This window comes from Cobetia sp. Ld8 (genome assembly GCF_045066615.1).
GTDB lineage: Bacteria > Pseudomonadota > Gammaproteobacteria > Pseudomonadales > Halomonadaceae > Cobetia > Cobetia amphilecti.
This window is the reverse complement of record NZ_JBISHF010000005.1, coordinates 136,086-148,586: the sequence shown is the minus strand read 5'-3', so window position 1 is coordinate 148,586 and position 12,501 is coordinate 136,086. Positions and strand designations below refer to the sequence as shown.

10 protein-coding genes are annotated in these 12,501 nt (G+C 63.7%); 3 read left to right on the top strand and 7 right to left on the bottom strand.

Translation table 11 applies throughout. The features are described from left to right. Nucleotides 1-116: 116 nt before the first annotated feature. Entirely contained in the window at nt 117-1,277 is a 1,161-nt protein-coding gene (locus ACJJV2_RS01245) for a 3-deoxy-7-phosphoheptulonate synthase (RefSeq protein ID WP_405277790.1), read from the bottom strand. Between the two features lie 727 nt (nt 1,278-2,004). Here ACJJV2_RS01245 and ACJJV2_RS01240 point away from each other — a divergent pair. Then, nucleotides 2,005-2,559, top strand: coding sequence for a sigma-70 family RNA polymerase sigma factor (locus ACJJV2_RS01240; protein ID WP_043332989.1), 555 nt, complete (start codon nt 2,005-2,007; stop codon nt 2,557-2,559). Beyond that, nucleotides 2,538-3,248, top strand: coding sequence for an anti-sigma factor domain-containing protein (locus ACJJV2_RS01235; RefSeq protein ID WP_405277787.1), 711 nt, complete (start codon nt 2,538-2,540; stop codon nt 3,246-3,248). The genes ACJJV2_RS01240 and ACJJV2_RS01235 overlap by 22 nt, the downstream gene beginning before the upstream one ends. A gap of 142 nt (nt 3,249-3,390) precedes the next feature. On the opposite strand, the gene folM is transcribed toward ACJJV2_RS01235, so the two are convergent. The 5 genes from folM to trxA form a co-directional block, all read right to left on the bottom strand. Next, nucleotides 3,391-4,104 carry a dihydromonapterin reductase gene (folM, locus tag ACJJV2_RS01230; RefSeq protein ID WP_405277785.1) on the bottom strand — a complete coding sequence of 238 codons (714 nt, stop codon included), beginning with the start codon at nt 4,102-4,104 and terminating at the stop codon, nt 3,391-3,393. 53 nt (nt 4,105-4,157) lie between these two features. After that, a complete protein-coding gene (locus tag ACJJV2_RS01225) occupies nt 4,158-4,952 on the bottom strand; it encodes an FAD-binding oxidoreductase (protein ID WP_043332993.1) in 795 nt (264 codons plus the stop codon). Nucleotides 4,953-5,038: 86 nt separating this feature from the next. Continuing rightward, nucleotides 5,039-6,508, bottom strand: coding sequence for a 4-hydroxy-3-polyprenylbenzoate decarboxylase (ubiD, locus tag ACJJV2_RS01220; RefSeq protein WP_175089660.1), 1,470 nt, complete (start codon nt 6,506-6,508; stop codon nt 5,039-5,041). A gap of 170 nt (nt 6,509-6,678) precedes the next feature. Then, nucleotides 6,679-7,938 carry a transcription termination factor Rho gene (rho, locus tag ACJJV2_RS01215; RefSeq protein ID WP_043332997.1) on the bottom strand — a complete coding sequence of 420 codons (1,260 nt, stop codon included), beginning with the start codon at nt 7,936-7,938 and terminating at the stop codon, nt 6,679-6,681. A gap of 596 nt (nt 7,939-8,534) precedes the next feature. After that, nucleotides 8,535-8,861, bottom strand: coding sequence for a thioredoxin (trxA, locus tag ACJJV2_RS01210; RefSeq protein WP_043332999.1), 327 nt, complete (start codon nt 8,859-8,861; stop codon nt 8,535-8,537). Nucleotides 8,862-9,267: 406 nt separating this feature from the next. Here trxA and ppx point away from each other — a divergent pair, with 406 nt between their 5' ends. After that, nucleotides 9,268-10,827: an exopolyphosphatase gene (ppx, locus tag ACJJV2_RS01205; protein ID WP_405277782.1), complete on the top strand. Its 1,560-nt coding sequence runs from the start codon at nt 9,268-9,270 to the stop codon at nt 10,825-10,827. 41 nt (nt 10,828-10,868) lie between these two features. Here the strand turns inward: ppx and tilS are convergent, their stop codons facing one another. Continuing rightward, a complete protein-coding gene (gene tilS, locus ACJJV2_RS01200; protein ID WP_405277780.1) occupies nt 10,869-12,377 on the bottom strand; it encodes a tRNA lysidine(34) synthetase TilS in 1,509 nt (502 codons plus the stop codon). Nucleotides 12,378-12,501: the final 124 nt, after the last annotated feature.

The window sequence follows — 12,501 nt, the reverse complement described above, 5'->3', positions numbered from 1 at the left end:
CCAACGGCCTTTCGACCGTTGGGCGCTGGGGACTTCAGGACAAGCCGACAAATTCAGCAAACATCAGGCAAGCGCGACGCCATCCTTCCATCGAGGCGCGAGTCTGGCGTTTGATCTCAGGCCTCGCGCAGGCGCTCGGCAGCCAGGCTCAGCAGGTGCTCGGTGGTTTCCCAGCCAAGGCATGCATCGGTGACGGACACGCCATGACGCAGCTGGGAGAGCTTCTCCGCTGCCGGCAAGGTCTGCTTGCCTTCATTGAGGTGGCTCTCGAGCATCACGCCGATCAAGGCATCATCCCCCGCCAGGCGCTGAGAGAGCACATCCAGCATCACTTCGCTCTGGCGGCGGTGGTCCTTGCGGGAATTGGCGTGGCTGCAATCGACCATCAGGCGCGGCGTCAGGCCAGCGCCTTCCAGCTCACGCCGGCAGGCGGCCACCGAGGCGGCGTCATAGTTGGGCTGGCCATGGCCGCCGCGCAGCACCACATGGGTATGCGGGTTGCCCGCGGTCTCGATCAGCGCCGGACGTCCGCTGTCATCCATGCCGAAGTGGCGATGCCCATGCGCCGCCGCCCCGATGGCCTGCACGGCGACCTCGACGCCTCCATCAGTGCCGTTCTTGAAGCCCACTGCACAGCCGAGGCCGGAGGCCATCTCGCGATGGATCTGCGACTCGGTGGTGCGGGCGCCGATGGCCGCCCAGCCGAGCAGGTCTTCCAGGTAGGCGGCGGTCAGCGGCTGCAGCAGCTCCGTCGCCACCGGAAGGCCCAGCTGGTTGATCTCGCGCATCAGCTCGCGTGCCTGACGCAGGCCGGTAGCCATGTCATCGCTGCCATCCAGATGCGGATCATAGGCCAGCCCCTTCCAGCCCACCGTGGTGCGCGGCTTCTCGACATAGACACGCATCACCAGCTTGAGGCGATCACGTACCTGCGGCTCGATCACCGCCAGGCGCTGGGCGTACTCGCGCGCGGCCTTGAGATCATGGATGGAGCACGGCCCGACCACCACCAGCAGACGATCATCGTCGCCGGCGAGAATGGCGTTGATCTCATCGCGATGCTGGCGAATCTGGCCGGCCAGGGCGGCGTCCACCGGCAGCTGCTCGCGCACTTCGCTGGCGCTGGGCAGGGCTTCACGACTGATGCGTCCGGGTGTGGTCAATGTCTGGGCGGCATCAGAGCGGGTCACGGTGGCGTTCTCGGCAGTCAAGGGGTCAAAAGTGGCGTCGGCAGTGTGCGGGTTGGCGGTCAACACGCGTTCAAGGCTGGCGTTCATGGTCTTCTCTCCTGTGATGAAGCCTCTGCTCCATCACGCAATATTCATTCTGACAGACAGGGACTTCGCGAATCGTCACCCCGGTGTTGCTCGCCCTGCCCCGCGGTGACAGCGGAAAGAGGCAGGACGCCGCTAAATCGCCAGCGCCAATAACCATGCACGACCCGAGCGGAGGCAAGAGAAAAGCGGGTAGTCAGGATAGTGGTGCGCATGGTCATTCCTCTCGTCATTCATGCTGCAATCATTGTCGGCACGTTAGGGTGACATGCCTCTCGTCATGGATTTCGCAAGGCCCGAAACGCAAGAACCCCCGGCCGTGGCTGCGACCGGGGGTTCTTCAAGGTGGTGGCAGCCCGTACGAGACAGGCGCGCCGTAACCTCAGGCACGCCCCTGTGTAAACCAATACCAATAGCCGGCCGCACACGCCGCCGTCACGACCTGGCCCGAAGGGCAGGCAGCGACAGTGAACGGGCGGTGGCTGGTGGTCTGATTCATGGGTCGGGCCGGTATCCAGTAGTGACGATGAAAATGGTGATAGGCCTATCCTTGCACTCCAGATCGTCCTGCGCAAGCGTGAACCGGCAACAAACCGTTGCCCGCACGCATAAAGAAGGGCTATCAGCCTGAAGTGGCATCAGTATAATCTTTGGTTGTCGAGCAACATGATCGGCAACACGCATTCGTCCAGCGGTGCCTGACACCGCGCCCACAGCTTGGAATGCATGCATGCAGGATTCCCGAAATGATGCACTGATTGAGTATCTGTCGGGATGCGCCCGGCAGGATGCCAAGGCACTGGATCAGCTCTATCGAGCGACCAGTGCGCATCTATACGCTCAGTTGCTGCGTATCTTGAGACATGAGGCATCCGCGCAGGATTGTCTTCAGCAGGTCTACATCCGGGTATGGGCCGCCGCCGCTCAGTATGACGCCGGCCGCGCCCGCCCGATGACCTGGCTCGGCACCATGACCCGCAACATCGCCATCGACTGGATACGTCGACAGCGACCCAGCGAGCATGACAGCGATGAATTGATCGCCGCCATGCCGGGGCGGAGTGATATCGAGGCAGATGTCGACCTGGCCCAGCACAGTGGTGAACTCCACCAGTGCCTGGCCGAGCTGAATGACGATCAACGCCGCGCCCTGGAACTGGCCTACTTCGAAGGCCTCACCCACCAGGATCTGGCCAATCAACTGGACCAGCCCTTGGGCACCGTCAAGAGCTGGGTCCGTCGTGGACTCGAGAGGTTGAAGACATGCATGAGTCATTTGATCTGAGCGACCCGGAACTGCGCGAAGCCGCAGCGGGCGAATATGCGCTCGGCACATTGACACGCGACGAGCGCGCGGCATTCGAGTCACTGCTGGCCGTCAGCCACGACCTGCAACGTGATGTGGAGCGCTGGCGCGAGCATCTCAACGTGTTCAATGAACAGCTTCCCCCCGTCACGCCACCGGCCCATGTCTGGCAAGGCATCGCCGAGGCGACGGGCACCGCCCGGCAGCCCTGGTGGCGTCGCCTGGGTCTGTGGCAGGGCATGACCGCCACGGCGTTCAGCCTGGCGCTGGCAGTCACCCTGACCTTCAGCCTGGGGCACAACGCGGGCATGGAGAGCGACTACGTGTTCGTGGTCCACAACTCTGACAGCAGCCCCGGCTGGATCGTCAACGCCTCCCATTCGGGCGAGATGATGGTGCAGGCCGTCAGGCCCGAAGCACCGGCCCCCGGCAAGGTCTGCGAGCTGTGGCTGATGGCCAAGGATGGCAAGGAGCCGATGTCACTGGGCATCCTGCCGCACTCCGGCACCATGAAGGTCGAGGTGCCCAAGGAGTATCTGGCCGCCTTCCCCGACAGCGATCTGGTGATCACGCTGGAAAACCCGCAGGGCGCCCCCTCCGGCAACCAGATGGGCCCGACCCTCAAGAAGGGTCAGCTGACGCCGGTCGAAGGCCGCCACATCCTGTAAGCGCTTCGCTAGTGCAGAATGTCGCGCCAACGAAAAAAGCCCCCCGCTTCTCAGCGGGGGCTTTTTTGTGCAGTGCTCATGTGGCGCATGTCGTGTCGGGAATATCAGGAACGATAACCGAAAGACCCGCTGACCCAAGCTATCAGCGCAGGTGGCGGCCACCATCCACTGGCAGGGTCGTGCCCGTGACATAGGGACTATCCAGCAGATAGCGCAGTGCCTGCCAGATGACGCCGGGCCCCGGCACCTGCTGCATCAACGACTTGGCGCGCGCACGCTCGGCATAGTCATCATCATCGTCCGGGCGCAGCATGATCAGCGCTGGCGCGATGGTGTTGACCTGGATGCGTGGCGCGAACATCGACGCGAACGACAAGGTCAGGTTCTCGAGTCCCGCCTTGCTGGCCGCGTAGGCCGCATGCTTGCGCGAGCCCTTCTGGACCACGAAGTCACTCATGTGGACGATGTCCGCCTGCGTCTCGACTCCGGCTTCCAGCAGATCGCGCAGCGCCAGATTGATCAGGTACGGCGCCTGCATGTGGACACGGAACAGATGCTCGAACAGCTCGCCCCGCCCCTCGCCGTCGCCATCCGGCGCCCAGTCGCCGGCATTGTGCACGATGGCCCGCAATGTCGGAGTCAGCTCACGAATCGCCGCGATGAAGGCCTGGATGCCTGCCTCGCTGGAGAAATCCGCCTGCACGGTGCGAATGCCCAGCGCGCGCAAGGCGTCGAGCTCTTCCCGCTCGCGTCGATAGCTGATGATGACCGGATGACCATCATCGATCAGTCGCTCGGCACAATAGCGCCCCAGACGCTGGGCGCCACCGGTGATCAGTATCGGGGACTGACTCATTCACTCGACTCCTTCAGGCAATGTCAGGCAGCTTCAAGCAATGTCAGGCTGCTTCAGGCGGAGACCAGCGCCGGGTCCAGCAGCGGCTCGCGTGGCGCATAGCTGAACACATCGGAGCTCAGCGCGCTGGCCTCGACACCCAATGGCGTCAGCGCATCGACACAGGCATAGACCATGCCCGGCGAACCGGACAGATAGACGCGCTTGCCCGCCATGCTGCCCGCGTGCTTGCGCAGTGCCTCATCGATACGCCCCAGATGGCCATTGAAAGCGGCCTCGACACCGGCCGCTTCCAGCGCGCGATGGTGGGCATCACCGACTTCCGGCGCTTCTTCCAGCACCGGGAAATAACGGAAGTTGGGCTGACTGGCGGCCCAGTTGAGCGCCGCGCTCTCCAGGTACAGATCACGCCGCTCGCGCGCCGCCCACCACAGCTCGATGGGCTGGGTCAGGCCACGCGCAAACGCCGCCTGCAGCATGGCGTGCATCTGCGAGAACCCGGTGCCGGCACAGATCAGCACGATGGGGCTGGGGTCGTCGAGGTCCAGCACGCACTCGCCACTGGGCAGACGCAGCTCAAGTTGATTGGCCGCGACCAGCAGGCTGCGCAGACGCGCGGAATTGCTGCGCTCCGGCCAATGCTGGATATGCAGTTCGAGCACGCCATCATCACTGGCGGCATTGGCGATGGAGAACGGTACCCAGGTGGTGTCATCGAGCTTCATCTCGAGATACTGGCCCGGCGCATGCGCCAGGGCCTCGGGACGTGCGGCGAAGCGCACACGAAACACGTCCGGGGTCAGATCTTCCACACTCTCGACATGACAGGTCAGGGTCCGCGCCGTCATCGTATCCTCTTGTTATCTGATGCCTGCCGCCAGCGCGCCGCGCAACGACAGGGTAAATGCATGGGTGTTGATGGTCTGTCGCGGAATCAGTCCAGAATGCCCAGACTGTCCCAGCGTTCATCGACACGGGATGTGATCTCTTCGCTCATCACGATGGGCTCGCCCCACTCGCGGTCCGTCTCACCGGGCCACTTGTTGGTCGCGTCCATGCCCATCTTGGAGCCAAGACCCGCCGTTGGCGAGGCGAAGTCCAGATAATCGATCGGCGTATTGTCGACCAGAACGGTATCACGGCTCGGGTCCATGCGCGTGGTGATGGCCCAGATGACATCTTCCCACTTGCGGGCATCGACATCATCATCCAGCACGATCACGAACTTGGTGTACATGAACTGACGCAGGAAGCTCCAGACCCCCATCATCACGCGCTTGGCGTGACCGGGGTACTGCTTCTTCATCGTCACCACCGCCATGCGGTAGGAGCAGCCTTCCGGCGGCAGATAGAAGTCGACGATCTCCGGGAACTGCTTGCGCAGAATCGGCACGAAGACTTCATTGAGCGCCAGACCGAGAATTGCCGGCTCATCCGGCGGACGCCCGGTATAGGTGGAGTGATAGATCGGGTCGCGCCGATGGGTGATGCGCTCGATGGTGAAGACGGGGAAGGTCTCCACCTCGTTGTAATAGCCGGTGTGATCGCCGTAGGGGCCTTCCGGCGCCACGTCATCCGGATACAGATAGCCTTCCAGGATGATCTCGGCGCTGGCCGGGACTTCGAGATCCGACAGGCCGCATTTGACCAGCTCGGTGCGCGAGCCGCGCAGCAGACCGGCAAAGGCATACTCGGAGAGTGAATCCGGTACCGGCGTGACAGCGCCGAGGATGGTGGCCGGATCGGCACCCAGTGCCACCGCGACCGGGAAGGGCTCGCCCGGATGGGCCTTCTGCCACTCGCGGAAGTCCAGTGCGCCGCCACGGTGTGCCAGCCAGCGCATGATCAGGCGATTCTTGCCGAGCTTCTGCTGACGATAGATGCCGAGGTTCTGGCGCTCCTTGTGCGGACCACGGGTGATCACCAGCGGCCAGGTCACCAGCGGCGCGGCATCTCCGGGCCAGCAGTGCTGGATCGGAATCATGTCGAGATCGACATCCTCCCCTTCCAGCACGATCTCCTGACAGGGCGCACGCTTGACCTTCTTCGGCCCCATGCTCATCACCTGCTTGAAGATCGGCAGCTTGTCCCAGGCATCCCGGAAGCCCTTGGGCGGCTCCGGCTCCTTGAGGAAAGCCAGCAGCTCGCCGACTTCGCGCAGCGCCTCGACGGATTCCTGGCCCATGCCCAGCGCCACGCGCCGCGGCGTGCCGAACAGATTGCCCAGTACCGGCATGCTGTGGCCCTTGACGTTCTCGAACAGCAACGCCGGACCACCCGCCTTCAGGGTGCGATCGCAGATCTCGGTCATCTCCAGATAGGGGTCCACCTCGGCACGAATGCGCTTGAGTTCGCCCTTCTCTTCCAGCGCCGCGATGAAATCGCGTAAGTCTCGATACTGCATGGGAGTTTCCGCTCGGCTTGATCAAGTCCCGAGCATACCATTGCCAGCCGGCACTCGGCAGGTCAGCAACGCAGGACGCCCACTTCCCGAGCGGGAAGTGGGCGTCCTGGCAAGCACATGGCAAGCACCTGTCGAGAGCATGGCCAGCCAGCCGGCTGGGCCAGTGTCGATCAGCGGCGCTTCATGGCCTCGAAGAACTCGAGATTGGTCTTGGTATCTTTCAGGCGATCGATCAGGAACTCGGTGGCTGCCACGTCTTCCATCGGGTTGAGCAGCTTGCGCAGGATCCACATGCGCTGCATTTCATCCTCGGACGCGATCAGGTCTTCACGACGCGTGCCGGAGCGACGGATGTTGAGGGCCGGGAAGACACGACGCTCGGCCAGCTTGCGGTCGAGGTGAGCTTCCATGTTACCGGTGCCCTTGAATTCCTCGAAGATGACTTCGTCCATCTTGGAACCGGTATCGACCAGCGCCGTGGCGAGGATGGTCAGGCTGCCGCCTTCTTCGATGTTACGCGCGGCACCGAAGAAGCGCTTCGGCTTCTCGAGCGCGTGAGCGTCGACACCACCGGTCAGCACCTTGCCGGAAGACGGCACCACGGTGTTGTAGGCACGCGCCAGACGGGTCACGGAATCGAGCAGGATGACGACATCCTTCTTGTGCTCGACCAGACGCTTGGCCTTCTCGATCACCATCTCGGCGACCTGGACGTGACGGGCCGGCGGCTCATCGAAGGTGGAGGCCACGACTTCGCCACGCACGGTGCGCGACATCTCGGTGACTTCCTCGGGACGCTCATCGATCAGCAGCACGATGAGGTGACATTCGGGATTGTTGCGCGTGATGGAGGCGGCGATGTTCTGCAGCATCATCGTCTTGCCCGCCTTGGGCGGCGAGACGATCAGGCCACGCTGGCCCTTGCCGATCGGCGCGGTCAGATCAAGGATGCGCGAGGTGATGTCTTCGGTGGAACCGTTGCCGATTTCCATCAGCAGGCGCGACTGCGGGAACAGCGGCGTCAGGTTCTCGAACAGGATCTTGTGCTTGGCATTCTCGGGGCGGTCAAAGTTGATCTGATTGACCTTGAGCAGCGCGAAGTAACGCTCCCCTTCCTTCGGCGGACGAATCTTGCCGGAGATGGTGTCGCCCTTGCGCAGGTTGAAGCGACGGATCTGGGACGGTGAAACGTAGATGTCATCAGGACCCGCGAGGTAGGAAGAGTCTGCACTGCGAAGGAAGCCGAAGCCGTCCTGCAGGATTTCCAGAACGCCGTCGCCGTAGATGTCCTCACCGCTTTTCGCGTGCTTCTTGAGGATGGCGAAGATGATGTCCTGCTTGCGCGAACGTGCCAGATTATCGATGCCCATCGTCTGGGCAAGTTCCAGCAGTTCGGGGACAGTATTTTGCTTGAGTTGGGTAAGATTCATCGGCTTTGTTTGAACGTGGCTCAGGTCAGCAGGGCTGATAGATAAGAAGGGAATCGAGAAGACGGGCAGAAGGCAAGGACCGGCACTGCAAAGGTGCAGACAGAACTCGACAGCATTCCCGGAGGCAAGCGCCTGAGCTGGATGAAGACAGGTGCCAAAAGTTCAGGAAAGATCACTCACCACGGCCGAACAACGAATTCAGCAACGGAGTGTCGAGCTACGGATGTCCAGCGACGACGGACCGGTCGAAGGGACACGGAGCGTCATGCTTCCTGACAGAAAAGTCTTCTCGATATGGAATCTAGCGGTATGAATCGCCTGGTGGCTGGCCGGCGTGTCGCGGGCAGCATTACCAGAGGGCTGGCTGACAACTGGGGGACCGTGGGACGGTCGACATGACGCAATCAGAGAGCGTGTAATCAGGCGAACGCCTCGATGGTAGTCAAGCCGGCCCCTGAACGCAAGCCCCGGCGGCCTGGTGGCGCACCCGGCGCTGCCTGAAGCGCTCACCACCGGCCAGCCAGCGCTGCGATAGCCGCCGCTGACATGGCGCTTTCACTGGCGTCTCAAGGCACCCGACGGCGGCAAGGCCCGTCTCACAGATTGGCATCCAGAAAGGCTGCCAGCTGCGCGCGCGGCATGGCGCCCACCTTGCTGGCTTCGACATTGCCGCCCACAAACAGCATCAATGTCGGCACACCGCGCACGCCGAAGCGGGCGGCGAGTTCAGGGGCTTCATCGACATCGACCTTGACGATCTTGAGCTGCCCTTCGTATTCCTCGGCCAGGGATTCCAGCGTCGGCGCCACGCTCTTGCACGGCCCGCACCAGGAAGCCCAGAAATCCACCAGCACTGGATGCTCGCTCTCCAGCACCACGGATTCGAAGTCCCTTTCTGCAATCGGTACCACACGTTCGCTCATCGCGACGTTATCTCCCAGACCCGGTTGGTCTTGCTGATTGTGCTGCGTGATGGCTTGCGACTCATTGAGCGTGATGATGACCCGCGACTTCGTCGTTCTGTCATATCACGCCGCTAGAATAGCATGCCCCATGCGCTGAATGTGCCGCCAGCCCCTCGTGGTGATGGCGCCGTGTGTGCCACCGGTTTGACACCTCTGGCCAGTCGCCGCAATCTTGCGAGAGTCGCCGCCGCGACCTGCTGCCAGCGTCATCTTCCCGCAGCAGGCTCGCGCCCGGTGGCCGCCCACGCTCACGACAACTTCATTGCGCCATGGTCGCTATGCAAGGAAGCCGTCGCAGGAGTTGGCGTGAAGGAGGCAGTGCATGATGCCTGCCATGAATGACCCGCCGTAAAGGACTCCGCCCTTGAGTGAATCAGCACCCTCCCAGCAGCCGCAACCCACCGCCTCTGATGAAGGCAGCGCCGGCAATGAGGCCCCGCTGCTGAAGCTGGCCGCCATCGATCTGGGTTCCAACAGCTTCCACCTGCTGCTGGCCAACCATCAGGCGGGGCAATTGCAGGTCGTGGCCAAGCAGGGTGAGAAGGTCCAGCTGGCGGCAGGGCTGGACGAAGACGGCATGCTCAGCGAGGAAGCCATGGAGCGCGCCCTCAACTGCCTCGCCCAGTTCGCGCCCTTCATCGATGGCATCGAGGCCGACCATCTGCGGGTCGTGGGCACCAACGCCCTGCGCGCCGCGCATAACAGTGAAGAACTGATCGAGCGTGCCGAGGCCCTGCTGGGGCATCCCATCGAGATCATCGCCGGGCGCGAAGAAGCCCGCCTGATCTATCTGGGCGCGGCGCATGCACTGGCCGATGTGCACGGCAAGCGCCTGATCGTCGATATCGGCGGCGGTTCCACCGAGTTCATCATCGGTGAGCAGTTCGAGCCCCAGCTGCTGGAAAGCCTGCACATGGGCTGCGTCGCCTATACCAAGGCCTTCTTCCAGGACGGCGAGATCAGCGAGAAGCGCATGCGCCGCGCCGAGCTGGCCGCACGCTCGGAACTGGCCAGCATCCAGCGCACCTATCGCGAGATGGGCTGGGATGACCCGGTCGGCTCCTCCGGCACCATCAAGGCCGCCGCCAACGTGCTGGAAGCGCACGGCTGGGCCCCACATGGCGTGGTCACACGTGAAGGGCTGCACAAGCTGCGCGCGGCACTGCTGGAGTTCAAGCGCCTCGACAAGGTCAGCCTGCCGGGCCTGAAGAGCGATCGCGCCACCGTCTTCCCGGCGGGCATCGCCATCCTGTGCGGTGTCTTCGAGGCACTGGGACTGGAGCAGATGCGCTACTCCGACGGCGCGCTGCGTGAAGGCGTACTGTTCGATCTGATCGGGCGCAACACGCCGGAGGATTCACGTCTGTCGGCCATCGAGTCGCTGCAGCGTCGTTACGGCATCGATACCCGCCACGCCAGCAATGTGCGCGACACCGCCCTGCAGCTGTTCGATCAGGTCGCCGGCGACTGGGCGCTGGGGGCGACGTCACGTCAGCTGCTGAGCTGGGCCGCTGACCTCCACGAAGTCGGCCAGGCGATTTCCCACAGCCAGTTCCATCGCCATGGCGCCTACCTGCTCGAGCATTCCGACCTGCTCGGCTTCTCGCGTCCGGAACAGCGTGCGCTGGCCTTCCTGGTCCGCGCCCACCGTCGCAAGTTCCCCAAGAACGAGCTGGCGGCGCTGCCGGAGCCGCAGCAACCACGTCTGGCGCGTCTGGCACGCTTGCTGCGCATGGCGGTGATGCTCAACCATTCACGCTCGGAAGCACCGGTGCTCGGCATGCATCTCAGCGCCGAAGGCGACGACCTGACGCTCAATCTGACCGAGGAATATCGCGATCACAGCCTGATCAACGATGACCTCAGCCAAGAAAGCGAGTTGCAGAAAGCTGCCGGCATGACGCTGACACTGGCCGATGCCTGAGCGAGCACTGCGCAAGACATCGGCGAGACCGCCCGCTGGCCTCACTGCTGTGTGAGTGCGGCCAGTAGCCACCAGCCCCGCGAGGGATGCCACAGCCCCGCGATTGTCCCGTCGTGCATGCGTGCCACACGCAACTGGTCACGCTGCCACGGCGGGATGTCGGCTTCCTGCAGCAAACGCTTGAGATCGCGCCGCCCCCGCCCTGCCACTCGCAGTACATCTCCCGGCTGACGCGATGTGAAGGCAACATGCTCTTCCCCCCTCCCCAGCGCCCGCCATGCCTTGCGCGCCTCAGCATCCCACTCAGAGGAAAGCGTCTCACCGGGTTGGCGACCACTTCTCGCGTAGCCGGTATTGCCTTGTCGATGACGCACACCCTGCTCAATAACGGTATCTGACACCTGCCACCACAACTGGCCGCGCCACGCGCGCACGCTGACGGCATATTCGGCGTTGGCCCAGTGCACCTCGGCCACCGAGTCGGGCGGCGTGGCGATCAACTGCTGCAGGCTCATCAAGCGCCCCCGCGGCGGTACCGGCCAGCCACGCGACTGGCATAGATGGCGCAGGACCAGCCGCTGACGTGACTCACTCAAGCCTGCCAACTCCGCCAGTGACAGCTGCGTCTCGTGCGCCCGCCCCTGATCCAGGCCCTGATCAAGTCCCTGCTCATGTCCTTGAGCTTCGCGCTCCGCGCCTGACACCTGAACCTTCGCCAACAGCTCGGCCGCCAGCTCATCAAGCAGTGACTGCTCTTCCTGCAACTGCTGCGCCGAACGCGCCAGGCTGGCCACGGCCTGCGGCCAGCGCGCCTGCAGCAGCGGCACGACACTGTGGCGCAGGTAGTTGCGATCAAACTGCTGATCGACATTGCTGGGGTCTTCGCACCAGTCGCGCCCGGCCTGCAAGCCCTGCTGGCTCGCCAATGTCAGGATTTCATGGCGCGGGATGCCCAATAGCGGCCGGAGTAGTCGTGCCCGCCCATGGGCGAGCTGGTCTTGCCCCGGGGACGCCTCGTCCACGGCCAGCGCCCGCTCAGGCGGCATGGCCGCCAGCCCGCGCCCGCCACTGCCACGCAGCGCGTTGAGCAACAGCGTCTCGGCCTGATCATCCTGATGCTGCGCCAGCCACAGGCTATCCCCCGCCATCAGACAGGCGCTCAGTGCCGCCAGCCGCCCTTCGCGCGCTGCCGCCTCCAGCCCTCGCGACTTGAGCGCTGTCTCCGCCAGTGTCAGATGACGCACGCTCAGCGGCAGCCCAAGACGCGAGGCCAGCCTGCTCGCCAGCTGCTCGAAATCATCGTTGGCCGCCTGCAGGCCGTGATGCACGTGCACCAGCCGCAGTCGACGCGGGCAGTCCTTGACCGCGCGTGCCGCCAGCCGCGCCAGCATTACCGAATCCAGCCCGCCCGAGAGCGCGATCCACACCGTGCGCCTGGCATCGCTGGCCTCGAGCGCCTCGCGCACGGCGACGAATGCCCGCGACTCCGCCATCTCGCTCAGCGGTTGAGCACGCAGGCACAGCGAATCCAGTGAGGGGGACAGAGACATGTCGGGCTCCTGTCGCGAAGCGGATCAAGGAAGTGGTGGAGAAAAGGAAGTGGAGGAGAAAACGCCGACCCTGAACGCAAGAACGCCCCCGGAAGAATCCGGAGGCGTCCTGGTCACACGGGCA